This window comes from Cryobacterium shii (genome assembly GCF_004402595.1).
In the GTDB taxonomy this organism is placed as follows: Bacteria; Actinomycetota; Actinomycetes; order Actinomycetales; family Microbacteriaceae; genus Cryobacterium; species Cryobacterium shii.
In genome coordinates this window covers 13,474-37,146 of sequence record NZ_SOFY01000069.1, presented here as the reverse complement: position 1 = coordinate 37,146, position 23,673 = coordinate 13,474, and the positions used below count along the sequence as shown (strand labels likewise).

Annotated in this window: 17 protein-coding genes; 8 read left to right on the top strand and 9 right to left on the bottom strand. The window is 69.9% G+C overall.

Annotated features, from left to right (window positions below; genetic code table 11):
• Positions 1-183 precede the first annotated feature (183 nt).
• A complete protein-coding gene (locus tag E3O49_RS12765; RefSeq protein ID WP_134434479.1) occupies positions 184-2,217 on the bottom strand; it encodes a M3 family metallopeptidase in 2,034 nt (677 codons plus the stop codon).
• 48 nt (positions 2,218-2,265) lie between these two features.
• Between E3O49_RS12765 and E3O49_RS12760 the strand changes: the two genes are divergently transcribed.
• Positions 2,266-3,099, top strand: coding sequence for a class I SAM-dependent methyltransferase (locus E3O49_RS12760; RefSeq protein ID WP_134366108.1), 834 nt, complete (start codon positions 2,266-2,268; stop codon positions 3,097-3,099).
• Positions 3,100-3,216: 117 nt separating this feature from the next.
• Here the strand turns inward: E3O49_RS12760 and E3O49_RS12755 are convergent, their stop codons facing one another.
• Genes E3O49_RS12755 through valS form a run of 3 tightly spaced genes read right to left on the bottom strand, consistent with a single transcriptional unit; the run spans position 3,217 to position 6,523 of the window.
• Positions 3,217-3,477, bottom strand: a complete 261-nt coding sequence (locus E3O49_RS12755; protein WP_241994546.1) for a hypothetical protein — start codon at positions 3,475-3,477, stop codon at positions 3,217-3,219.
• A gap of 7 nt (positions 3,478-3,484) precedes the next feature.
• The gene (locus tag E3O49_RS12750) at positions 3,485-3,931 is read right to left on the bottom strand and encodes a GNAT family N-acetyltransferase (protein WP_134366110.1); all 447 of its coding nucleotides are present in this window, start codon (positions 3,929-3,931) and stop codon (positions 3,485-3,487) included.
• A 9-nt stretch (positions 3,932-3,940) separates the two neighbouring features.
• Positions 3,941-6,523, bottom strand: a complete 2,583-nt coding sequence (gene valS, locus E3O49_RS12745) for a valine--tRNA ligase (protein ID WP_134366111.1) — start codon at positions 6,521-6,523, stop codon at positions 3,941-3,943.
• Positions 6,524-6,695: 172 nt separating this feature from the next.
• On the opposite strand from valS, the gene E3O49_RS12740 reads away from it, so the two are divergent.
• Positions 6,696-7,388, top strand: a complete 693-nt coding sequence (locus E3O49_RS12740; protein WP_338145000.1) for a cation efflux transmembrane domain-containing protein — start codon at positions 6,696-6,698, stop codon at positions 7,386-7,388.
• A 126-nt stretch (positions 7,389-7,514) separates the two neighbouring features.
• Here the strand turns inward: E3O49_RS12740 and E3O49_RS18865 are convergent, their stop codons facing one another.
• The 4 genes from E3O49_RS18865 to E3O49_RS12720 are packed head-to-tail and all read right to left on the bottom strand — an operon-like array spanning position 7,515 to position 12,961.
• Positions 7,515-9,434 carry a dipeptide ABC transporter ATP-binding protein gene (locus E3O49_RS18865; protein ID WP_134451722.1) on the bottom strand — a complete coding sequence of 640 codons (1,920 nt, stop codon included), beginning with the start codon at positions 9,432-9,434 and terminating at the stop codon, positions 7,515-7,517.
• A complete protein-coding gene (locus E3O49_RS12730; protein ID WP_134366113.1) occupies positions 9,431-10,315 on the bottom strand; it encodes an ABC transporter permease in 885 nt (294 codons plus the stop codon). Before E3O49_RS12730 ends, E3O49_RS18865 begins: the two co-directional genes overlap by 4 nt.
• The gene (locus E3O49_RS12725; RefSeq protein ID WP_134366114.1) at positions 10,312-11,292 is read right to left on the bottom strand and encodes an ABC transporter permease; all 981 of its coding nucleotides are present in this window, start codon (positions 11,290-11,292) and stop codon (positions 10,312-10,314) included. Before E3O49_RS12725 ends, E3O49_RS12730 begins: the two co-directional genes overlap by 4 nt.
• Positions 11,293-11,311: 19 nt before the next feature.
• Positions 11,312-12,961, bottom strand: coding sequence for an ABC transporter substrate-binding protein (locus E3O49_RS12720; RefSeq protein WP_134366115.1), 1,650 nt, complete (start codon positions 12,959-12,961; stop codon positions 11,312-11,314).
• Positions 12,962-13,062: 101 nt separating this feature from the next.
• On the opposite strand from E3O49_RS12720, the gene E3O49_RS12715 reads away from it, so the two are divergent.
• From E3O49_RS12715 to ndk, 5 genes are all read left to right on the top strand, one after another.
• A complete protein-coding gene (locus tag E3O49_RS12715; RefSeq protein ID WP_134366116.1) occupies positions 13,063-13,692 on the top strand; it encodes a TetR/AcrR family transcriptional regulator in 630 nt (209 codons plus the stop codon).
• Positions 13,693-13,946: 254 nt separating this feature from the next.
• Positions 13,947-17,438, top strand: a complete 3,492-nt coding sequence (locus E3O49_RS12710; RefSeq protein ID WP_134451720.1) for an isoleucine--tRNA ligase — start codon at positions 13,947-13,949, stop codon at positions 17,436-17,438.
• Positions 17,431-18,807, top strand: a complete 1,377-nt coding sequence (locus tag E3O49_RS12705) for a bifunctional folylpolyglutamate synthase/dihydrofolate synthase (protein ID WP_134451718.1) — start codon at positions 17,431-17,433, stop codon at positions 18,805-18,807. Before E3O49_RS12710 ends, E3O49_RS12705 begins: the two co-directional genes overlap by 8 nt.
• A complete protein-coding gene (locus E3O49_RS12700) occupies positions 18,804-19,199 on the top strand; it encodes a DUF4233 domain-containing protein (RefSeq protein WP_241976159.1) in 396 nt (131 codons plus the stop codon). Before E3O49_RS12705 ends, E3O49_RS12700 begins: the two co-directional genes overlap by 4 nt.
• Complete coding sequence (ndk, locus tag E3O49_RS12695) at positions 19,196-19,618, top strand: nucleoside-diphosphate kinase (protein ID WP_134366120.1); 423 nt, start codon at positions 19,196-19,198, stop codon at positions 19,616-19,618. The genes E3O49_RS12700 and ndk overlap by 4 nt, the downstream gene beginning before the upstream one ends.
• A 301-nt stretch (positions 19,619-19,919) precedes the next feature.
• Here the strand turns inward: ndk and E3O49_RS12690 are convergent, their stop codons facing one another.
• The gene (locus E3O49_RS12690; RefSeq protein WP_134366121.1) at positions 19,920-20,519 is read right to left on the bottom strand and encodes a vitamin K epoxide reductase family protein; all 600 of its coding nucleotides are present in this window, start codon (positions 20,517-20,519) and stop codon (positions 19,920-19,922) included.
• A gap of 296 nt (positions 20,520-20,815) precedes the next feature.
• Here E3O49_RS12690 and E3O49_RS12685 point away from each other — a divergent pair, with 296 nt between their 5' ends.
• The gene (locus tag E3O49_RS12685) at positions 20,816-23,617 is read left to right on the top strand and encodes an Rne/Rng family ribonuclease (RefSeq protein ID WP_134451726.1); all 2,802 of its coding nucleotides are present in this window, start codon (positions 20,816-20,818) and stop codon (positions 23,615-23,617) included.
• Positions 23,618-23,673: the final 56 nt, after the last annotated feature.

Below are 23,673 nucleotides of genomic sequence, written 5' to 3'. Positions count from 1 at the left end.
TATAAAGTTTCTTTCCTTGACAGTCAGAAACCTAGACAGGAAGCGGCGTGCGGCCGTTAAGGCGCTCCGAAAGACCCACAGATGCAGCAGGAGAGCCAGTATCTCCGTCGAATTGGTTCACGGGCGGGGTGATCGGAGCCGGGGCCGGTGCCGGGGCCGGGACCGGCGCCGGGCCGGCTGCCGCTAGTTCAGGCCGCGCCGGTCGAGGAGCGGCTGGATGCCCGCGTCCCGTCCCCGGAAGTCCCGGTAGGCCGCCAGCGGGTCGGCGCTGCCGCCCACACCGAGCAATCGACGGCGAAACCGATCCCCGTTGGCCCGCGTGAGCCCGCCGTTGTCCTCGAACCATTCCCCGGCGTCGGCGTCCTGCACCTCGCTCCAGATGTACGAGTAGTAGCCGGCGTCGTAGCCGCCCGCGAACGTGTGGGCGAAGTAGGTGCTGGCGTAGCGCGTGGGCACGGCCGGGTTGTCCAGGCCCGCGGCGGTGAGCGCGGCGGCCTCGAACGCGGCGACATCCGTCACCGTGTCGTCGGCGTCGATCCGGTGCCAGGCCTGGTCGAGCAGCGCGGCGGCCAGGTATTCACTGGTGGAGAAGCCCTCGTTGAAGGCGGTGGAGTCCTGGATCCGGTCGACCAGGTCCTGCGGCATGGCCTCACCGGTCTCGTGGTGAACGGCGTAGTGGGCGAGCACCTCCGGCCACAGCATCCACATCTCGTTGACCTGGCTCGGAAATTCGACGAAGTCTCGGTAGACGTTCGTGCCCGCGAACTTCGGGTAGGTGACCCGCGCGAACAGCCCGTGCAGCGCATGCCCGAACTCGTGGAACAGGGTGGTGACCTCGTCGAAGCTGAGCAGGGTGGGTTCGCCCGCGGCCGGCCGGGGCACGTTCAGGTTGTTGCAGACCACCGCCGACGAGTCCAGGAGCGCCGACTGCGAGACCAGCGAGTTCATCCACGCGCCGCCCCGCTTGGAGTCGCGGGTGTAGAAGTCGCCGATGTACAGGCCGACGGGGGAGCCGTCGGCCTCAGTCACCTCGAACACGCGGGCCTCCGGATGCCAGGCGACTAGGTCGGGGCGCTCGGTGAACGTGACCCCGTACAACCGGCTCGCCGCGTAGAACACGCCGTCGCGCAGCACCCGCTCGAGCTCGAAATAGGGCCGCATGGCCGCGGTGTCCACATGATACCGGGCCCGGCGCACCTGTTCGGTATAGAACGCCCAGTCCCACGCGGCGAGCTCGAAACCGCCGCCGTCCTGGTCGATCCGGGCCTGCAAGTCGGCCTGCTCGACCAGGGCGTTACGGGACGCAGCGGGTGCCAGGCGCCCGAGCAGGTCGGCGATGGCCTGCGGCGTCTTCGCGGTCTGGTCGGCGGTCACCGCGGCCGCGTGGCTGTCGAAGCCGAGCAGCCGGTCGCGTTCGGCGCGGAGCCGGGCGATCGACAGCACCAGCTCGCGATTGTCGTGGTCGCCGCCACGGATGCCGCGGGACCGCGAGGCCGCCAGCAGCCGCTCCCGCACGCCGCGGTTCGTGAGCTGAGCCAGATACGGGTGACCGGTCGGCAGCACGAGGGTGATCACGTACCGGCCCGGCAGCCCGCGCTCCGTCGCAGCCTCCGCCGCGGCCGAAATCTGCCCGGCGGTGAGGCCGTCGAGCTCGGCGACGTTCTCGAGCACGAGGGCCAAATCGTTGGTGTCGGCCAGCAGGTTCTTCTCGAACCGGGTGGTCGCCGTGGAGAGCCGTGCGTTGTAGTCCCGCAGCTCGGCCTTGGCGGCGTCGGTCAGGCCCGCGCCGGCGAGCGTGAACTCCGTGTGGTATCGCTCGACCAGGTAGCGCGATTCCGCGTCCAGCTGCAACCGGTCCAGCTGCGCGTGCAGGGCGGCCACCCGAGCGAAGAGCTCCGGGTTCAGACGGATGGCGTCCGCGTGCGCGGCCAGCAACGGCGCCAGCTCCTCCTCGAGCGCGTCGGTCAGCTGGTTCGAGTCCGACGAGCTGCGGTTGAAGAACACCGCCGCCACCCGGGTGAGCAGTTGCCCGCTAAGTTCGAGCGGCACCATGGTGTTGTCGAACGTGGGCGCATCCGGAACCCCGCAGATCGCCGCAACCTCGAGGATCTGCTCCGCCATTCCCTGCAGGAAAGCGGGCCGGTAGTGCTCCTCCCGGATCAGCCCGAACGGGGGCAGCTCGTAGGCCAGCGTGCTGGGGCTGAAGAAGGGGTTCATCCGCTCACCCTGCCACACCGGTTGCCCCCGCGCGAATAGGATCTGTTCATGACCGACGAGCCGGACCGCCAAGAGACCGCGCAGCGAGAGCAGTACACGCACGGGCACCACGAGAGCGTGCTGCGCTCGCACACCTGGCGCACCGTGGCGAATTCGGCGGCCTACCTGGTTCCGCACCTGTCGCCCGGCCGGTCCCTGCTCGACGTGGGTTGCGGCCCCGGCACGGTCACGGTCGACCTGGCGCGCCGGCTGTATCCCGGGCAGGTCACCGGCATCGACGCGTCGGAGCAGATCGTGCGTCATGCCGCGGGACTCGCCTTCGACGAGGGCGTGCGGAACGCCTCCTTCCACGTCGGCGACGCCTGCGCGCTCGATTTCCCCGACGAGAGCTTCGACATCGTGCACGCGCACCAGGTGCTGCAGCACCTGGCCAACCCGGTTGCCGCGCTTCGGGAGTTCCGCCGGGTGTTGAAGCCGGGCGGAGTCTTCGCCGGCCGCGACGCCGATTACGGGGGCGTGATGTACCACCCGAAGCTGCAGGGGCTCTCGCTGTGGCTGACGGCGTACCGGGACGTGCACTACTCCAATGGCGGCGACCCCGACGCCGGGCGTTCCCTGAAGGCGTGGGCGCGCCAGGCGGGGTTCGGCGCGGTGACGAGCTCGGCATCCATCTGGTGCTTCGCCTCGGATGTGGAACGTGAGTGGTGGGGCGGGTCCTGGGCCGACCGCGTGACGGAATCCGCCTTCGCCGCACACGCCATCGAGGTGGGGGCCGCCGACCTCGCCGACCTGAACAAGATGAAGGCCGCCTGGCTCCAGTGGGCCGGGGACCCGGACGGCTGGTTCGGCATCCCGCACGGAGAGGTCGTCGCCCGCAAGTAGCGGCAGAAAACCCTCCGCCGAACCGTGAGTAGCGCCCCCGTTTTCCGAATTTTAAGGGGCGCTTCTCACGGCTCGGCGGAGTCGGCCAGGCCAGAGCCAGGCCAGGGCCAGCAGAGCCTAGATCCAGTCGTCCTCGTCTTCGAGGGCGATCGCCGGTTGGGTGATCGTGGCGCTGTCCTCGGCCGGGTTGTAACGGATGACCGTGCCGTCGTCCAGCTCCAGCACGGGGTTGCCCTCGAGCCAGGTCAGCGTCCAGCGCCAGGCTTGCGTGTCCTCCGCCAGGGCCGTGAGATCTTCCTCGACCGCCCTGACGGCGATCTCGACCACATGGGGCAGCCGTGCGGGCATCGGGCCGCCCAGCGGCCAGCGTGTTCCCATCTGCATGTTAGAGCTCGATCTCGTAGGTGACCCAGTCGGTGCGGGTGGCCACGTCGTCGTACAGGCGTTGCGCGGTCTCGTTGTCGGCGGCGGTCAGCCACTGCACCGTGGTCAGGCGGTGCGCCGCGGCGTACTCCTTGGCGAACTCGATCAGGGCCCGGCCGATGCCCGTGCTGCGGGATTCCGGCACCACGAACAGGTCGTCGAGGAACAGGCCGCGGGTGGCGGTCAGGGTGTTCGGAACCTCGCGGTAGTGGGCGAATCCGACGAACTCGCCGTCGTCGTCGACGGCAACGGCGCCGGTGAGCGACTCGTTCTTGTCGATGATCCAGCTCCAGACCTGGAGCGCTTTCTGGTCAGTCAGTTCGCACTTGTAGAACTCGCTGTAGCCCTCGAAGAGTCCCAGCCACGAAAAAAAGTCCTTGTCGCCGAGCGCGCGTACCTTGATTGACATTCGGTTCTCCTAGTTCTCCGGCACCGTGGCGAGCACGATGTCGGTGACAGCCAATTCGCTGCCTTCAATAAAAACCAACTCCGAGATACGGCCAACGGCACTCAGATCGGCGGCAGCCTGCCTGAGCAGGGCAATCTCTGCAGCCGTACCGCTAATTACAGCAGATTCGACGTCCGTTTTCTGGGAAGCCTTCGCATCGGTTTTTGCGCGGCGGATGCCGGTGAGCGCCCGGCTGGACAGGTCCAGCAGAGCGACGTTGCCGCCCTGCCCTCCGCTGAGCTCGGACTGGACGGGCCAGGCCGCGTGGTGGATCGAGTCTTCGGTGGACCAGGACCAGGCTTCCTCGGTCGCGAACGGCACGAACGGGGCGAACAGGCGCAGCAGGGTGGACAGCGCGGTGCGGAGGGCGGCGACCGCCGATGCCTGGCCGGGACCGGCCTCGCCGTAGGCGCGCTCCTTGACCAGCTCGAGGTAGTCGTCGCAGAACGTCCAGAAGAAGCTCTCGGTCAGTTCCAGCGCCCGGGCGTGGTCGTAGCCCTCGAACGCGGCGGTGGCCTGGCCGACCACGACGCTTAGCCGGGCGAGCATGCTCTGGTCGAGCGGCTCGCTGACGGGGGCCTCCGCGCCGCCGTCGAAGCCGAGGATGAACTTCGACGCGTTCAGGATCTTGATCGCCAGGCGGCGGCCGATCTTGATCTGGGTCGGGTTCTTGGGGTCGAACGCGGCGTCGGTGCCGAGGCGCGACGACGCGGCCCAGTAACGCACGGCATCCGAACCGTGCTGCTCGAGCATGTCCGCCGGGGTGACGACGTTGCCCTTGGACTTGGACATCTTCTTGCGATCGGGGTCCACGATGAAGCCGGACAGGGCCGCGTGCTGCCACGGCGAGACGCCGTGTTCGAGTTCGGCGCGAAGCAGGGTGGAGAACAGCCAGGTGCGGATGATGTCCTGGCCCTGCGGGCGCAGCGAGTACGGGTAGACGAGTTCGAACAGTTCGGGGTCGCGCTCCCAGCCGCCGGCCAGCTGCGGGGTGAGGGAGGAGGTCGCCCAGGTGTCCATCACGTCGACCTCGCCGACGAAACCGTTCGCCTGGCCGCGCTGCCCGGCCTCGTAGCCGGGGGCGGTGTCGGAGGACGGGTCGACCGGGAGCATCTCGCGGGTGGCGACGATGGGCTGGTCGAAAAGCGGGTTCGCGTCGGCATCCAGCGGGTACCAGATCGGCAGCGGAACGCCGAAGAACCGCTGGCGGGAGACGAGCCAGTCGCCGGTGAGGCCGTTGACCCAGTTCTCGTAGCGCACGCGCATGAATTCCGGGTGCCACTGCAGGTCGCTGCCGTGCGTGATCAGGCGGGCGCGCAGCTTCTCGTCGCGGGCGCCGTTGCGGATGTACCACTGGCGGGTGGAGACGATTTCGAGCGGTTTGTCGCCCTTCTCGAAGAACTTGACCGGGTGCACGATCGAGCGCGGTTCGCCGATCAGGTCGCCGCTGGTGCGGAGCAGGTCGACCACGGCCGCCTTGGCGGAGAAGACGGTCTTGCCGGCCAGCTGCGCGTATGCGGCCCGCCCGGCCTCGCTCGTGATCGCTTCGGGCGCCTCGGCGATGATGCGGCCGTCGAAGCCCATGATGGCGCGGTTGGGGAGGTCCAGTTCACGCCACCAGATCACGTCGGTCACGTCGCCGAACGTGCAGATCATGGCGATTCCGCTGCCCTTGTCCTTCTGCGCGAGGTGGTGGGCCAGGATCGGCACCTCCACGTCGAACAGCGGCGTGCGAACGGTTGAGCCGAACAGGGCCTTGTAGCGCTCGTCGTCCGGATGCGCCACGAGGGCCACGCAGGCGGGCAGCAGTTCCGGGCGGGTGGTCTCGATCTCGATCGCGCCGCCGCCGGGCTGGGCGAAGGAGACTCGGTGGTAGGACGCGGGCATCTCCTTGTCCTCGAGCTCGGCCTGGGCGACCGCGGTGCGGAAGGTGACGTCCCACAGCGTGGGGGCCATGGCCTGGTAGGCCTCGCCGCGCTCGATGTTGCCGATGAACGCCGACTGGGAGGTGACGAGGGAGTCGTTGCCGATCGTGCGGTAGGTCTGGGTCCAGTCGACGCTGAGGCCGAGCATGCGCCAGACGGCCTCGAACTGCTTCTCGTCTTCGATGGTGAGGCGTTCGCACAGCTCGATGAAGTTGCGGCGGCTGATCGGCAGCTGGTCGGCGGCCTTGGTGCTCTTGCCGTCGCCGCCCTCGAACGGCGCGGTGAAGTCATCGACGTAGGGCAGGGACGGGTCGCAGCGCACGCCGTAGTAGTTCTGCACCCGGCGTTCGGTGGGCAGGCCGTTGTCGTCCCAGCCCATCGGGTAGAAGACGCTCTTGCCGCGCATGCGCTGGAAGCGGGCGATGACATCCGTGTGCGTGTAGGAGAAGACGTGCCCGATGTGCAGCGACCCGGAGGCGGTCGGCGGCGGGGTGTCGATGGAGAAGATGTTCGCGCGCGTGGCCGAACCCCGGTCGAACCGGTAGGTGCCCGCGTCTTCCCAGGAGCCGCCCCACTTGGTTTCGAGCCCTTCGAGGGCAGGTTTTTCCGGAACGCTGGCGGCGGTCATGTTTCTCCGATTCGTATCTGCGGCACCGTGTCGGTGGTGAAGTGCCTGAGTATTGGGCGGTACCTAACTTACCGGATGTCCCGTTCCAGACCGATTCCGGGCCCAGCCCGGCGTTTGGGAGCCGCCCCCGGTCGGTCGGCGAGTGGCAGGATTGGAGGCGGAGAGGGGTACCGTGACCGGTCCAAATGATGACGACACGAGGCCTGACGGCACGCCGGATGGCGACGCCCTGGCCGGCCCGCGCACGCTCACGGATGCCCGCCGCACGGCGCTGCGCCGCAAGGTGCGCCTGATCGTCGGCTTCACGATCGGCTACAACGTGCTCGAGGCGGTCGTGTCGATCGCGGCCGGTGCCGCGGCATCCTCGACCGCGCTGGTCGCATTCGGCCTGGATTCCGTGATCGAAGTGCTCTCCGCCGCGGTCATCGCCTGGCAGTTCTCGCGCCGCGACCCCGACCGGTGGCAGAAACCTGCCCTCCGCGCCATCGCGGTCGCTTTCTTCGCCCTGGCCGGCTACGTCATCCTGAACGCCGGCCTCGGCCTCATCGGGGTGATCGAGGCCGAGCCCAGCCCGGTGGGCATCGTGATCGCCTGCCTGAGCCTGGTGATCATGCCGGGAGTGGCGGGCGTGGAACGCCGGGCCGGGACCGAGCTCGGCTCGAAGAGCGTGCTGGCGGACTCCCGGCAGCTGCTGCTGTGCGCGTGGCTGTCCGGGTCGGTGCTGCTCGGGCTGGTGCTGAACACGCTGCTGGGCTGGGCCTGGGCGGACTCGCTCGCGGCACTCGTGATCGCCGGCTTCGCGATCAGGGAAGGCGTCGAAGCCTGGCGCGGCGAGGCGGAATCCCCGGTCGCGCTCCTGTCGTAGACACGGTCGCCGCCCGTCCGTCCGTCCCCCCGGCCGCTCGCGGCGCAGGTTATTCCCGCGGGCGCAGGCTCGAACCTGCGCCGCGGGCCACAACCTGCGCCACGAGCGCGGGGTCGTGGAGTCCGGCTAGCCGAGGCGGGGGACCGCGCCCAGCAGGGCCCGGGTGTACGGATGCTGCGGCGCCCCGAAGACCTGTCCGGCCGCGCCCGATTCGACGATCCGGCCGTCCCGCATCACGGCCACCCGGTCGCTGACGTGCTGGATCACCCCGAGGTCATGGGAGATGAACAGCACGCTGAGGCCGAGGTCCCGTTGCAGGTCGTCGAGCAGGTCGAGCACCTGGGCCTGCACCGTGACGTCGAGCGAGGAGACGGGTTCGTCGCAGATCAGGATCTGCGGCTCGGAGGCCAGCGCCCGGGCGATGCCCACCCGCTGGCGCTGCCCGCCGGAGAGGGACAGCGGCCGCCGGGTGAGCAGGCTCGCGGGCAGGCCCACGGCGTCCAACAGCTCCCGGATGCGCCGGCCGGCGGCATCGGACCTGTCGACCGATCCGCCGCGGGATCGGAGGCCGTCGCGACCGCGGGACCGGCCGGCGCCGGTCGTGTCGACGGTCGTGTCGACGGTCGTGTCGACGGTCGTGTCGACGGTCGTGTCGACGGTCGTGCCGACGGTCGTGCCGCCGGTCCTGCCGCCTACTGCGTCCCGCAGCACGTCGCCGACCGTGAGCCGGGGGTCGAAGGAACTGAGCGCATCCTGGTAGACCGCGCCCAACTGGGGGCGCAGCAGCCGCCGCGCCTTCTCGGCGCCGGCTCTCTCGCCGGCGACGCTGAACGGCTCGCCGAGCACTCGCACCTCGCCCGCGTCCGGCCGGGCGAGCGCCAGCACGAGCCGGGCCAGGGTGGTCTTGCCCGAACCGGACTCACCGACGATGCCGAGGGTCGTTCCCCGTTCCAGCCGGAACGACACGTCGTCGACGGCGGCCTGAACGCTGCCGTCGGGACGGGTGAACCGCTTGACCAGCCCGGTGGCCTCGAGCACGACCTCTCTGGCCGCGGCGGGAGCGGCCGGGTGCGCCCCGGCTTCGGCGTCGACCGCCCGGGCCGGCTCCGCGTCGCGCAGGGCCAGCTGCGCGGTCAGAGCCGGGGCCAGCTGCGCGGTCAGGCGCAGGCCGCGTGGTTTGTCCACGGGGACGGCCGCCAGCATCCGCCGGGTGACCGGATCCTCCGGCGCGGCCAGAACCGCGGCGGTCGGCCCCTGCTCGACGATGCGTCCCTCGGAGAGGACCGCGATCCGGTCGGCGATGCGGCCCACCACGGCGAGGTCGTGGCTGATCAGGAGGATCCCGGTGCCCCGGCGTTTCAGGTCGGCCAGGAGGTCCAGGATCTGGGCCTGCACGGTCACGTCGAGGGCGGTCGTCGGCTCGTCGGCGATCAGGAACGGCGGGTCGAGGGCGATCGCGGCCGCGATCAGGGCGCGCTGGCGCTGGCCTCCCGACAGCTCCCCTGAGCGTTTCCGGGCTTGGTTCTCCCCGTCGGGCAGCCCCACGCGTGCCAGCAGCTCGAGCACGCGCGCATGGCGGGCCGCGGCGCCCAGCCGGGTGTGCAGCCGGAGCGAGTCGGCGATCTCCCGGCCCACCGGGCGCAGCGGGTCCAGGGACACCAGGGCGTCCTGCAACACCAGGCCCACGTCGCGTCCGCGCCGGCACCGCCACGCGGCCTCCGAGATTTCCAGCACGCCGGACGCGCCGAGAGTCAGCTCGTCGGCGCGCAGCCAGGCGGTGTCCCCGGCGAGGCCGAGCAGGCTGCGCGCGGTGACGGACTTGCCGGAACCGGACTCGCCCACCAGGGCCAGGCACTCGCCCGGCGCGACGTCGAACGAGATGCCCTCCACCACCGGCGATGCGCCCGGTTCCGGGCCGAACCCCACGCTCAGGTTGCGCACGCGCACGACCGGCACGATCGGCGCGGCCGCGGCCGCGGTCGCGGGCAGGGCGGCTGCCGGCCCGGGTGCCAGGCTCTCCGCGCTCTCCGCGCTCTCCGCGCTCATGCGTGCCTCAGCCTGCGGTCGATGCCGCGGCCCAGGGCCGTGGCCGACACCGCGGCGAGCACGATGAACAGGCCGGGGAAGAAGCTCATCCACCAGGCCGAGCCGATGTACGTGCGCCCGGCGGAGAGCATGGCGCCCCATTCGGCGGCCGGCGGCGTGGCGCCCAGCCCGAGATAACTGAGGGCGGAGGCCCAGACGATCGCCTGGCCGATCCCGAGGGTGCCGAGCACGAACAGGGGAGCGAGGGTGTTCGGCAGGATGTGGCGCGCCAGGATCCGGCCGCGACCCAGGCCGAGCACGGTGGCCGCCTCGACGAACGCGGACGAGCGCACCGAGACGAGCTGGGCCCGGATGATGCGGGCGTACCCGGGCGCCGTCGCCAGCCCGACCGCCACGGTCGCGCTCGCCACTCCGGGGCCGAAGACCAGGATGAACAGCAGCGCCAGCAGCAGCCCCGGAAAGGCGAACAGCACCTCGAGCAGCCGGTTCACGGTGAAGTCGACGACCGGGCCGAGCATCCCGGCCAGGGTTCCGAGCACGAGTCCGAGGCCCAGCCCGATCAGGGTCGCGAGGGTGCCGATCAGCAGGGAACTGCCGGTGCCGTGTACGACCCGGGTGAAGATGTCCCGGCCGGACTCGTCGGTGCCGAACCCGTGCACGAGCGACGGAGCCTGGAACGCGGACAGGGGATCGATCCCGAGCGGGTCCCCGGGCGCCACCAGGGCCGGCGCGAGCGCAGCCGCCACCAGGAACAGCGCGAACAGCCCGCTCAGCGTCTCGGCGACCCCGATCCGGGGTCGCCGGCCGCGCCGGGGCGGGTGGGCCGGGCGGGGCGCGCGGGCGGACCGGCCGAGGCCGGCCTGGATCTCCAGGTCGCTCATCGGGTGCGCAGCCGGGGATCGGCCAGGCGCTGGGCCAGGTCGGTGAGCAGGGTCATCAGGATGTAGCCGAGCGCCACGACCAGCACGGTGCCGACCACGACCGGCACATCACGCACCGTCACGGCGTTCAGCAGGGTGCGTCCGAGTCCGGGCCGGGCGAAGATCGTCTCGACCACCACCGCGCCGCTGATCAGGGACCCGAACGCCCAACCGGACAGGCTGATCGCCGGCAGGGCGGCGTGGCGCAACGCGTGCACCCAACGGATGCCGCGCTCGCCCTCACCCCGCGCCCGCGCCGACAGCACGAAGGGCGACTCCAGTGCGGCGAGCAGGGACTCCCGCATGATCTGGCCGAGGAACCCGGCCAGCGGGACCGCGAGGGTCAGCACCGGCAGCACCAGCCCGGCGGGCCCGGCCGTGCTCACCGGCGGCAGCCAGCCCAGCCAGACACTGAACAACACGATCAGCGCGGTCGCCAGCCAGAAATGGGGGAGCGCGGCGGACACGATCTCCAGCCCCGACCCGAGGAACCAGGCGAACCGGCCGCCGCGGGTCGACCAGGTCGCCAGCACGAGGGCGAGGAGCCAGGCCACGGCCAGGGCGAGCACCGCCAGCAGCAGGGTGCCGCCGAGCTGCCCGGCCAGAAGCGGGGCGACATCCTGGTTCAACGCGTACGAGCGGCCCAGGTCGCCGGTGACGAGCCGGCCGAGCTGCGCCAGGTACTGCGTGAACACGGGCAGGTCGAGGCCGTACTCGGCGCGCACCGCGGCGAGCGCCGCCGGCGAGGTCTGCGAACCCGGACCGCCGAGGATGGCCTCGGCCGGGTCGCCGGGGATCAGCCGCACGGCGAAGAAGGTGAGCGTGGCCACCATCCACAGCACGAAGCCGGCCCCGACCAGACGCACCAGGATCAGGCCCGGCACGCTCCGGCGCAGGGCGCGGAGGGTGGACCGAGCCTGCGCCGCCGCGTCAGGCATGGGCTGTTCCCGGCATCCGCTACTTCAGCCACGCATCGTAGAACGTGGGCGTCGACACGGTCGGCAGGGCGCGGGCGCCGGTGACCTTCGCCCCGAGCAGGAAGTGGTTCTGCTGGTCGTAGAGGGGCAGGATGTAGTAGCCCTCGAGCACCTGGTTCTGCGCGTCCGTGTAGAGGGCCTTGCGCTTGGAGGCATCCGTGACCTGGCCGGCCTCGGTCAGCAGCGCGTCGATGGCCGGGTCGTTCACCTGCGCGTGGTTGGCGAAGTAGCCGCTGGGCGCGGGAACGATGCCGGCGGAGTGGAACAGGATCCGCAGCACGTCGGGTCCGACCTTGGTGTACGGCGCGCTGACGGCGTCGTAGTTGTTCTCGCCGAGGGCCGTGTACCAGCTGGAGAGGTCCATCGGGACCAGGCGCACCTCGAAGCCGGTCTTCTTCGCGGTGGCCTGGATCTGTTCGAACAGGGACTGCTCCGCGGGGATGGACTGGTTGGTGCTCACCGGGAAGGTGACCGTGAGCCGCACGCCGTCCTTGACCCGGTAGCCGCCCGCGTCGCGCTTCGTCCAGCCCGCGGAATCGAGGAGGGTGCCGGCGTCCTTCGGCTCGTATCCGAACAGTTCGGGGCGCGGTACCGCGAGGGACTCCGCACTGGAGAGGGCCGCGTAGGAGCGGGTGGCTGTGCCCTGGAACAGGCTCGCGACCGCGTCGTCGACATTGGCCGAGCGGATGAACGCCTCGCGCACGAGCGGGTCGTTGAACGGGGCGCGTCCGGAGTTCAGTTCGATCCGGTTGGAGGCGCCGGGGCGCGGTGCGTCGAGGTGACGGATCGAGTCGCCCTTCTCGGTCTGCACGATCGTGTCGGGCTGCGCGTTGTCGATGACGTCGACGTCACCGGACTGCAGGGCGGCGTACCGCGACGCGGAGTCGGGGATGAAGCGCCAGACGATGGAGTCGAGGTACGCCGGTCCGCTGTGCGCGGCATCCGCGGGCGGAGAGGAGTAGCCGTCGTTCCGCACGAGGGTGATCGAGTCCTGCTTGACCCAGGTCTTGACCTGGAACGGGCCGGTCCCGACCGGAGCCGCGCAGTTCTCCTCCTGGCTGCGGGCTAGCGCCTGCTTTGATTCGATCGCGAGCCACGGCTGGCTCAGGGACTCGAGCAGGGCGCTGTCCGGTTCGCCGAGGGTCAGGCGCACCACGTTCGGGGCGACCGCCTCGGTACCGGTGACCTTCTGCAGCGCCAGGTAACCAGTCGACGAACCCGTCTTCGGGTCCTGGAGGTGAGCGATGTTGGCCTGCACGGCGGACGCGTCCAGAGGCGTGCCATCCGTGAAGGAGACCCCGTCGGCGAGCGTGAATTCCCAGTCCAGGCCGTCGGCGCTCTCGGTCCACGAGTCCGCCAGCCACGGGATGATTTTCCCGTCGGCGTCCCGGGAGACCAGGGACTCGAGGTACTGCGTGCTCACCAGCGCCTGCGGGTAGTTGCCGCCCACGTGCGGGTCCAGGCAGGTGGGTTCCGCGTCGCCGGAGGCGTAGGTGAGGGTGCCGCCGGTGACGGGCCCCTCAATCGTGGGAGACTCCGCAGGGCTGGCGCAGCCGGTGAGGAGAAGGCCGGCGGCGACCAGGCCGGCGACGGTGCGCGAAGCGCGGTGGGTGTGCCCCGAGGCGATCATGTCAGGTCTCTTTCCGCGGCGCGACTCGGCCGAGTGTGCAATTGTTGGACTCGGTCCAAGAATGTTCCGGACCGACCACCATCGTAGAACACGGAATCACCATGACGAATCACCCGCCGAGCCGAGTCGGGCGCCCGCGCGGCTCGTCCCGGATGATGCTCGAGGAGGCCGCGGCGGAACTCTTCCTCGAGCAGACCTACGCGGGCACCACGATCGAGCAGATCGCGCGGCGGGCCGGAGTGAGCCGCAACACCTTCTTCAACTACTTCGCCGCGAAGAGCGACCTGCTCTGGGTCGAGGTGGACGCCGGACTGGCCGGACTGCCGGCGGCGCTCGCCGAGTGCGCCGGCGCCGCCGGACCGGCCGAGGCGGTGTCCGCCGTCGAGCGGGCCCTGCTGCAGATATCCGCCGGGTTCGGGCCCGGTCACGTGCCCTGGGCGCTCACCCAGTCCGAGCTGATGGGCACGACGGGGGAGCTGGAGGCATCCGCGCTGTCCCGGTTCATGGCGCTGGTGACGCTGGTCGAGCGTTTCGTCCTGGCGCGCACGCCCGCCGGTGCCGAAGCGGCGCTGGTCGGTCGGAGTTTCGCGATGGCCGTGTTGGCCGCCGCGGCCGCCGCCGCCGGGGTCTGGGCGCGCGCGGGCGTCTCCCGCGGGCCGCTGGGCCCATATCTGCAAGCGGCCATCGCGCCGGTCTGCTCCGGCTACCGGGCCGTGCACGCCGCAGGCTAGAATCGTTCCTGCATGACTGTGATCCGGCCATCACCGGTGAGTCTTCGGAAGAACGGAACCGCCTCCGGGCGGCTTCCTGGTAGAACCGAACGGGTCGGGCCCGTCACAGCCTCAGAACAAGCGGTTGCCCGGGTCCACCTGCCCAGGCGGCAAGCGAGGTGGTACCGCGGCGGATCCCTTTTCGGGTTCGGCGTCCTCGTGGAACAGGGCGGCTCTGCACCAAGCAGAACCTGCCCGACTCGTCCAGGAGAAGCATGACGTACCCCAAAGGCCGGCACCCCGGTTCGGCAGACCAGCAGCCCGGCAGCACCGTTCCCTCGGGCAGCGTGCCCTCCGGCATCGTGCCGTCGCCGAGTTTCCCCCAGATCGAGACCGACGTGCTCAAGTTCTGGGCCGAGGACGGCACCTTCCAGGCGTCGATCGACAACCGGGCGGATGCCCCGGAGTGGGTCTTCTACGACGGCCCGCCCTTCGCCAACGGGCTGCCCCACTACGGGCATCTGCTGACCGGGTACGCCAAGGACCTGTTCCCCCGGTTCCAGACCATGCGCGGCATGCAGGTGCACCGCCGCTTCGGCTGGGACACGCACGGCCTGCCGGCCGAGCTGGAGGCCGAACGCGAACTCGGCATCACCGACAAGAGCGAGATCGAGAAGATGGGCATCGGCGCCTTCAACGCGGTCGCCCGCAGCTCGGTGCTCAAGTACACCAAGGTCTGGGAAGAGTACGTCACCCGCCAGGCCCGCTGGGTCGACTTCGAGAACGACTACAAGACCCTCGACATCACGTTCATGGAATCCGTGATCTGGGCGTTCAAACGCCTGCACGACAAGGGCCTCGCCTACGAGGGCTACCGGGTGCTGCCGTACTGCTGGCGCGACCAGACGCCGCTCTCCAACCACGAGCTGCGGATGGACGACGACGTCTACAAGATGCGCCAGGACCAGACCGTCACCGTGACGTTCCCGCTGGTCGGGGCGAAGGCGGAAGCCCTCGGGCTGACCGCCGTGCGCGCCCTGGCCTGGACCACGACACCCTGGACCCTGCCCACGAACATGGCGCTGGCCGTGGGGCCGCAGATCACGTACGCCGTCGTCCCCGCCGGGCCGAACGGCACCCCCGACGCGACCGTGCTGCGGGAGGCCGGGCCGGACGGCGGCGCGGCATCCGTCGCCCCGGTGTCCTCCGCCCGGGTCGAGGTGCTCGGCGCCGAATACCTGCTCGCGATCGACCTCGTCGGCAACTACGCCAAGGACCTCGGCTACGACTCCGCCGTCGACGCGCTGGCGGCGATCGCCCGCACGGTGCCGGGCGCGGACCTCGAGGGCGTCTCCTACGACCGCCTCTTCGACTACTACGCGGACACCGAGGTCTGGGGCACGCAGAATGCCTGGACGATCATCGTCGGGGACTACGTCACCACCGCGGACGGCACCGGGATCGTGCACCAGGCCCCCGCCTACGGCGAAGAGGACCAGAAGCTCTGCGAGGCCGCCGGCATCCCGGTGATCATCTCCCTCGACGCGGGCGGCAAGTTCCTCGCCGACGTGCCCGAGGTGGCCGGCCAGCTCTGGTCCGACGCGAACAAGCCGCTCACCCAGCTGATCCGCGCCGAGGGCCGCCTGCTCCGCCAGGCCAGCTACGAGCACTCGTACCCGCACTGCTGGCGCTGCCGCAACCCGCTGATCTACAGGGCCGTGTCGAGCTGGTTCGTGCGCGTCACTGACTTCCGCGACCGGATGGTCGACCTCAACCAGGACATCACCTGGGTGCCGGAGAACGTCAAGGACGGCCAGTTCGGCAAGTGGATCGGCAACGCCCGCGACTGGTCGATCAGCCGCAACCGGTACTGGGGTTCGCCCATCCCGGTCTGGAAGAGCGACAACCCCGACTACCCGCGCATCGACGTCTACGGCTCGCTGGACGAGCTCGAGGCCGACTTCGGCGTGCGCCCCACCGACCTGCACCGGCCCTACATCGACGAGCTCACCCGCCCGAATCCCGACGACCCGACCGGGCAGTCCACCATGCGCCGCATCACGGATGTGCTCGACGTCTGGTTCGACTCCGGCTCGATGCCGTTCGCCCAGGTGCACTACCCGTTCGAGAACGCCGACTGGTTCGACAGCCACAACCCGGCCGACTTCATCGTCGAGTACATCGGGCAGACCCGCGGCTGGTTCTACATGCTGCACACGCTCTCGACCGCCCTGTTCGACCGGCCGGCCTTCAAGAACGTCGTCAGCCACGGCATCGTGCTCGGCAACGATGGGCAGAAGATGTCCAAGTCGCTGCGCAACTACCCCGACGTGAACGAGGTGTTCGACCGCGACGGCTCGGATGCCATGCGCTGGTTCCTGATGAGCTCCTCCGTGCTGCGCGGCGGCAACCTGATCGTCACCGAGGAGGGCATCCGCGAGGGCGCCCGCCAGGTGATGCTCCCGCTCTGGAGCACCTGGTACTTCTTCTCGCTCTACGCGAACGCGTCCGGTGAGAACGGCTACGACGCCACCTGGCGCGCCGACTCCACCGACGTGCTGGACCGGTACCTGCTGGCCAAGACCCGCGACCTGATCGTGGACGTCACGAACGACCTGGAGAACCTGGACAGCAGCCTCGCGGCCGCCCGGCTGCGCGACTTCGCCGACGTGCTCACCAACTGGTACGTGCGCCGCTCGCGCGACCGGTTCTGGGCCGGCGCCGCGGCCGGCGGCTCCACCGAGGCGTTCGACACGTTGTACACCGTGCTCGAGACCGTCACCCGGGTCGCCGCCCCGATGCTCCCGCTCGTCACCGAGCGCATCTGGCAGGGCCTCACCGGCGGCCGCAGCGTGCACCTCACCGACTGGCCGGACGCCGACCTGTTCCCCGCCGACGCCGACCTCGTCACCGCGATGGACCAGGTGCGCACCATCAGCTCCACCGTGCTCTCCCTGCGCAAGCAGGCCGGTCTGCGCGTGCGGCTCCCGCTGGCGACCCTGACCGTGGTCACCTCCAACACGGCGGCACTCGCGCCCTTCGAGGGCATCCTGCGCGACGAACTCAACGTGAAGAGCGTGCGCCTGGTCGAACTCCAAGGCGACAGCGCGAGCGCCTACGGCATCACCTCCCGACTCACCGTGAACGCCCGGGCGGCCGGACCGCGCCTCGGCAAGCAGGTGCAGCAGGTGATCAAGGCCGCCCGATCCGGCGACTGGAGCGAAACCGACGGCGTCGTCACCGCCGGGGGCATCGCCCTCGCCGAGGGCGAGTACGAACTCGTGCTGCAGACCGGTTCGGGCGCCGAGGCCGACGCGTCCGAGACCGCAACGGATGCCCCCGCCCTGGCCCTGCTGGCCGGCGGCGGTTTCGTGCTGCTCGAGACCAGGACCACGCCCGTGCTCGAGGCGGAGGGCTTCGCCCGGGACCTGATCCGCGCCGTGCAGGACACCCGCAAGTCCGCCGGCTTCGAGGTGAGCGACCGCATCCGTCTGGACCTGGTCTTCTACTCGGACGTGGATGCCGCCACGTTCGCCCTGGCCCCCGGGGTGGACCTCGCCGCGGAGACCCTGGCCACCCGGTTCGCCACCCACGTGTCGACCGAGGTCCCCGCCGACAGCCTGGCCAACGGGCTGCCGTCCGAATGGCTGGCGGGCCTGGTCGGGTTCCCGGTCGAGCACTACGTGCTCTACACCGCCGGTCAGTACGCCAACCGCGGCACCGTCCTGGTCGCCGTCGCACGAGAGAACGGACTCGTTCATGTCTAAGCCCCGGCCGTCCGCGGCAGATCCCGACCGCGAGGCCGGCGACGCCGTCCTCGCCGCGCTCCTCGAGCGGGTCGGCGAGGGCGCGCCCCGGCCCCGCCTGGCGCCGACCCGGCGGGCGCTGGAGCTGCTGGGGGACCCGCAGACCGTGTACCCGATCATCCACGTCACCGGCACCAACGGGAAGACCAGCACGAGCCGCATCGCGGAGAGCATCGTGCGCGCCTACGGCCTGCGCACCGGTCTGCTGATCAGCCCGCACCTGGTGCGGCTGAACGAGCGCATCGTGATCGACGGGGAATCGATCACCGATGAGGCCCTCGCCGCGAACTGGGCCGACATCTCGCCGTTCCTGCAGATGGTGGACGCCGAGCTCGTCGCCGCCGGGGAGGGTGCGCTCACCTTCTTCGAGGCGCTCACCGTGCTCGCCTTCGCCTGCTTCGCCGACGCTCCCGTCGACGTCGCGGTGATCGAGGTCGGCATGGGCGGCGAGTGGGACTCCACGAACGTGGCCGACGGCCAGGTCGCCGTCTTCACGCCGATCGCCCTCGACCACACCCTGCGGCTCGGCGCCACCATCGCCGAGATCGCGCGCACCAAGGCGGGCATCATCAAGCCCTCCGCCTCCGTGGTCTCGGCCCGGCAGGTCGAGGAGGCCCAGGCCGAACTCGAGCGCGCCGCCGAACTGACCGAGTCCACCCTGGCCAGCGAGGGCGAGGACTTCGCGCTGCTGAGCAGCCAGGTCGCCGTGGGCGGGCAGCTCATCTCCGTGCGCGGCCTGGCCGGCACCTACTCCGACCTCTTCCTGCCGATGTACGGCACCCACCAGGCCCAGAACGCGGCCGTCGCGATCGCCGCGGTCGAATCCTTCCTCGGCGCCGGCGCCACGGCGCTCTCGTACGCCCTGGTCGAGGAAGGGCTGGCCTCGGCCACCTCGCCCGGACGCCTCCAGCTGGTGGGCGTCGAACCGACCGTGCTGGTGGATGCCGCGCACAACCCCCACGGCGCCACCGCCCTCAGCGCGGCCCTGGGCGACTACTTCGACTTCGACGAGATCGTGGCGGTGGTGGGCATCCTCGCCGACAAGGACGCCGACGGCATCGTCACCGCGCTGCTGCCGTCGGTGAGCCGGTTCCACGTGACCCAGTCGCACTCCGAACGGGCGATCGGCGTCGACGACCTCGCCGACCTGGTGGCCGAGACCGCCGGCGAGGTGAGCACCATCCGCTTCGACGACCTGGCCGCCGCGCTCGACTCCGCCCGCGACTGGGCCCTGGAATCGCCCAAACGGGCCGTGATCGTGACCGGTTCGATCACGCTCGTCGGCGAGGCCATCACCCTGGCCGATTCCCGCGAATGGATGACCAAGTGACCCTCGCGCCCGAACCCGACGAGACGCCGGATCCCGGCGCATCCGTTCGCCCCGCCGTCCCGCGGTCGATCAAGCGCTCCCTGGCCTCGATCGTGCTCGGCTTCGAGACGATCGTGGTGATGCTCGGCGCGCTCGTGATCTTCGGGCTCGGCGCGCTGCCGCCGCTGCTCGCCCTCGGCGGCGGAGCGCTTTTGTCGCTGGCCATGGTCGCCGTGATCGCTCTGCTGCGCTACCCGTGGTCGTACGTGATCGGCTGGATCCTCCAGGCCATCGTGCTGCTCTGTGGCTTCCTCAACCCCGCCATGTTTTTTGTCGGCGCCATGTTCACCGCCATGTGGGCGTACTGCATGATCGCCGGTTCGAGAATAGACAACCAGAAAGAGAACTCATGAGCACCCAGGTCCAAGAAACCCTCGTATTGGTCAAGCCCGACGGCGTGGCCCGCAATCTCTCCGGCGAGATCCTGCGCCGGATCGAGCAGAAGGGCTATTCCCTCGTCGACGCGAAGCTGGTGCAGGCGGACCGGTCCCTGCTGGCCGAGCACTACGCCGAGCACCAGGGCAAGCCGTTCTTCGACTCCCTGGTCGAATTCATGGAGAGCGGGCCCATCCTCGTGCTGCGGATCGCCGGCGAACGCGTGATCGAGGGCTTCCGGTCCCTGGCCGGCACGACCGACCCCACGACGGCGGCCCCCGGCACCATCCGCGGCGACTTCGGCCGTGACTGGGGCACCCGCGTGCAGCAGAACCTCGTGCACGGCTCCGACTCGCCCGAGTCCGCCGCCCGCGAGCTCGCCCTCTGGTTCGACTAGCGAGACCCCCACCCGGTCCCCATCCAGGACCCCACCCCCACCCCATCCGCCGAGCCGTGAGTTTGGCCCCTCTTTTTCGTCTGCGGAGGGTCGCAACTCACGGCTCGGCGACGTTTTTCGGCCGTGCGGACCTGCGTCCCGCCTTCGCCGCCGCGTCACCGTCGTCGCAGCGCCACGTTCGCCGAGCCGTGAGTTTGGCCCCTGTTTCGCGTCTGCGGAGGGTCGCAACTCACGGCTCGGCGCGATGAAACTCACGGCTCGGCGAGCTTTCGGCGGCGCGGGCGGCGAGGGTAGCCGGGGCTTAGAGGCGGTGCAGGAAGTCCATCTGCAGTTGGGCGATGACGGCCGCCACGAGGTAGCAGCCGATCGTGATCACCACGATCCACGAGTACGCGCCCGCCGCGAAACGCCGAACGCCCGGCGACGCGGGCAGGTTGCCGACGGTGAGATTGTGCAGGGTGACGGCCAGGAACGTGGGGATCGTGACCACCCAGGTGACCATGCACCAGGGGCAGAGCACGTCGAGCACGAAGAAGCTCTGGCCCATCAGCCAGATCACCAGGGCGAGGGCGCCCGTGACACCGATGTTCAGACCGATCCAGAACCAGCGCTTGAAGCGGGCGCCGGCCAGGATCGCGACGCCGATCGTGATCACGACCGTCCAGGCGATCAGCCCGATCAGCGGGTTGGGAAAGCCGAAGATGGCACCCTGCCAGGACCCCAGATTCGTGCTGCAGCCGACCAGGACGCTGAAGTTGCAGGACAGCTGCGCCTGCGGGTCCTCGAGAATGCGGAATTTGTCGATGGTCAGCAGGAATGCCGCGGTGAGGGCGATCAGTCCACCGACGATGAGGAAGATTGCGAGCCCGACGGGGCGCTTGGACTGGTCGGCTGCTGGCACCTTCGGATTATGTCATGTGCCTCGCACGTGATCCTGAGAATGCATGCGATAATCGAAGATGTCGCTTGAGCCGCGCTCAAGTTGATGCCAGAGAAGGCTTAATCACACATTTTTATAAATGGGCCGCACTAGCCCGGATTCATTGGTCCCACGACCAAAGGTATTAGCAGCCAGAGCCAAGAGCCGGTTGCGAACGAAGAGGATTCCCGAGGGTTTCGCGTAAGCAAAATCCTCCCACGAGAGAGTAGCCGGATGGGTGGCGCGGTCGCCCACACCGGTCAAGGAGCGCACCAGTGATGGTGGAAGACAACGAAAACATCAAAAAACGCAAGGGTTTGTTCGGCAGTCGCCGCACAGCGCGCCGTGCTGCCACACCGGTGACCCCGGTCGTGACGGATGACCCGAGCAACACCCCACAGGACGAGGTTCCGGTCGTCGCCGCGGCGACACGCGAGCCCGCCCCGACCGAGCCACCGGCTCCGGTCCTCCCCGTTGATTCCGCGACCGAGCCGGCATCCGCCGCACCGTTCGGCGGAACCCCCGACACAGAACAGGACGCTGACGTGGATCTGACGCTGCCGCCCACCCCCACAACCGACGTGGTCCGCCGGCCCTCGACCTCCCTGGTCTTCCAGGCTCCGGTCATCGTGCCGCTCCCGGCCCGCACCGGCGTTCGCCGCGATAGCCGTGACAGCTACCAGCAGGACGCCCGGCCGGACCGCTCGGACACCCGGCAGACCCACGACGACGAGGGCGACGAGTCGTCGACCGTTCGCCGTCGGGCCCGCCGCCGCACCGGCGACGAGAGCCGTTCGGGCTCCGACGACCCCGCGAACACCGTCGTGCGGGTGCGCGCCCCCCGCGAGCCCGAGCTGATCACCGAACCGCAGCGCATCAAGGGCTCCACGAGGCTCGAGGCCAAGAAGCAGCGCCGGCGTGACGGGCGGGATGCCGGTCGCCGTCGCCCGGTGATCACGGAGGCCGAGTTCCTCGCCCGCCGCGAGTCCGTCGACCGCGTCATGGTCGTGCGCGCCAAGCACAACAAGATCCAGATCGGCGTGCTCGAGGACAGCGTCCTCGTCGAGCACTACGTGGCCAAGAACCAGGATGCGTCCCTGATCGGCAACGTGTACCTCGGCCGGGTGCAGAACGTGCTCCCGAGCATGGAGGCCGCCTTCGTCGACATCGGACGCGGCCGCAACGCCGTGCTCTACGCCGGAGAGGTCGATTGGGAGGCCGCCGCCGAGACCTCCGGCAACAGCAGCCAGGCCCGACGGATCGAACTCGCACTGAAGCCCGGCGACAAGGTGCTGGTGCAGGTCACCAAGGACCCGATCGGCCACAAGGGCGCTCGGCTCACCAGCCAGGTCTCCCTGCCGGGCCGCTACCTCGTCTACGTGCCCAACGGCTCCATGAACGGGATCAGCCGCAAGCTACCCGACACCGAGCGTGCCCGCCTGAAGAAGATCCTCAAGGAGGTCCTGCCCGAGAACGTGGGCGTCATCGTGCGCACCGCGGCCGAGGGGGCCACCGACGAGCAGCTCACGCTGGACGTCAACCGCCTCACCGACCAGTGGGCGTCCATCGCCAGGCTGGTCGAATCCGCCTCGGCACCGGCCCTGCTGCACGGCGAGCCTGACCTGCTGATCAAGATCGTGCGGGATGTCTTCAACGAAGACTTCCAGAAGATGGTCATCTCCGGCGACGAGGCACGCGCCACCATCGAGACCTACCTGGGCCAGGTGGCCCCTGACCTGGTCGAGCGGGTCGGACGTTTCGAGGGCGAGATGGACGCCTTCGACGAGTACCGCATCTCCGAGCAGATCGAGAAGGCGCTCGACCGCAAGGTCTGGCTGCCCTCCGGCGGATCCCTGGTGATCGACCGCACCGAGGCCATGACGGTCGTCGACGTGAACACCGGCAAGTTCGTCGGCTCGGGCGGAAACCTCGAAGAGACCGTCACCAAGAACAACCTCGAGGCCGCCGAGGAAATCGTGCGCCAGCTGCGTCTGCGGGACATCGGCGGCATCATCGTCGTCGACTTCATCGACATGGTGCTCGAAACCAACCGCGACCTGGTGCTGCGCCGCATGCTCGAATGCCTGAGCCGCGACCGCACCAAGCACCAGGTGGCCGAGGTCACGTCGCTCGGACTCGTGCAGATGACCCGCAAGAAGCTGGGCCTCGGACTCCTCGAGTCCTTCAGTGAGAACTGTGAGGCCTGCGCCGGCCGTGGAATCGTCATCCACCACGACCCCGTGCTCAAACACCGCCAGACCGCTCAGCCGGCGATGGAGCGTCGCCCGCGCAGCAAGTCGGGCGGCAACTCCGGCGGCGACAACGGAAACACCGGCAACGGACACCGCAACGGCGGCAACAATGGCGGCAACTCCGGTGACGGCAGCAACAACTCCGGCAGTGCGGCCGCGGCCACCCAGGCCGACGCCAGGGCCGGTCACGGCACCCACGGGATTACCGAGGACGCCAAGCACGCCCTCGCGCTGATTGCCGCACGCACGATCACCCGTTCGCTGACCGGATCCATCCCGATCATGCCGTCCGTTGAAGCCACGCCGGAAACCAAGCCTGCAACCGCGCAGGAGACTGCCGTACCCGCGCAGGAGGTCGAGCAGGCTCCCCGCGATGTCAACCCGATCGAGGCGGCCGTCAACGAGGTGGCCGCCCCGGAAGCGACCGCTGCGCCGGCACGCCGCAGCCGGCGGGCATCCTCCGGGTCGGGCCAGTCGACTCAGGCCAGGCAGCACGTTCAGCCCGCGCAGACCGAGCCCGTCCAGGCGGCCGAGTCCGCCCCGGTGGCACCGGATGCGGCCACCGAGTCGTCGGCGTCGGCGTCGGCCTCGGAGGATTCATCCGAGTCGGTCGCGATTCTCGACATCCCGATCAAGAAGTCCTCGCGCAGCCGTCGCACGGTGAGCAAGCAGGTCACCGAGCAGCTGCTGGACTCGGTGCTCGACTCACTGCCCGAGCCCAAGCAGCCCGGCCAGGGGCGCGGGCGCAGCCGCCGGGTCACGACGGCCGGCGGGTCCACCGCCGGCCTTCAGCCGATCGTCACGTCGTCCCCGGACGAGAAGCAGTAACTGCATCGAATGATCGCCGGGCGACCGGCGGCGTGAGCGGCCGATCGCCGCCTCGC

What these genes read in the sequence shown, in the direction of transcription:
- E3O49_RS12715 (WP_134366116.1), top strand. Translation starts at nt 13,063, where the DNA reads ATGACGAATCACCCGCCGAGCCGAGTCGGGCGCCCGCGCGGCTCGTCC.
- E3O49_RS12730 (WP_134366113.1), bottom strand. Translation starts at nt 10,315, where the DNA reads ATGAGCGACCTGGAGATCCAGGCCGGCCTCGGCCGGTCCGCCCGCGCG.
- E3O49_RS12725 (WP_134366114.1), bottom strand. Translation starts at nt 11,292, where the DNA reads ATGCCTGACGCGGCGGCGCAGGCTCGGTCCACCCTCCGCGCCCTGCGC.
- E3O49_RS12755 (WP_241994546.1), bottom strand. Translation starts at nt 3,477, where the DNA reads ATGGGAACACGCTGGCCGCTGGGCGGCCCGATGCCCGCACGGCTGCCC.
- E3O49_RS12750 (WP_134366110.1), bottom strand. Translation starts at nt 3,931, where the DNA reads ATGTCAATCAAGGTACGCGCGCTCGGCGACAAGGACTTTTTTTCGTGG.
- valS (WP_134366111.1), bottom strand. Translation starts at nt 6,523, where the DNA reads ATGACCGCCGCCAGCGTTCCGGAAAAACCTGCCCTCGAAGGGCTCGAA.
- ndk (WP_134366120.1), top strand. Translation starts at nt 19,196, where the DNA reads ATGAGCACCCAGGTCCAAGAAACCCTCGTATTGGTCAAGCCCGACGGC.
- E3O49_RS12710 (WP_134451720.1), top strand. Translation starts at nt 13,947, where the DNA reads ATGACGTACCCCAAAGGCCGGCACCCCGGTTCGGCAGACCAGCAGCCC.
- E3O49_RS18865 (WP_134451722.1), bottom strand. Translation starts at nt 9,434, where the DNA reads ATGAGCGCGGAGAGCGCGGAGAGCGCGGAGAGCCTGGCACCCGGGCCG.
- E3O49_RS12760 (WP_134366108.1), top strand. Translation starts at nt 2,266, where the DNA reads ATGACCGACGAGCCGGACCGCCAAGAGACCGCGCAGCGAGAGCAGTAC.
- E3O49_RS12720 (WP_134366115.1), bottom strand. Translation starts at nt 12,961, where the DNA reads ATGATCGCCTCGGGGCACACCCACCGCGCTTCGCGCACCGTCGCCGGC.
- E3O49_RS12705 (WP_134451718.1), top strand. Translation starts at nt 17,431, where the DNA reads ATGTCTAAGCCCCGGCCGTCCGCGGCAGATCCCGACCGCGAGGCCGGC.
- E3O49_RS12765 (WP_134434479.1), bottom strand. Translation starts at nt 2,217, where the DNA reads ATGAACCCCTTCTTCAGCCCCAGCACGCTGGCCTACGAGCTGCCCCCG.
- E3O49_RS12685 (WP_134451726.1), top strand. Translation starts at nt 20,816, where the DNA reads ATGGTGGAAGACAACGAAAACATCAAAAAACGCAAGGGTTTGTTCGGC.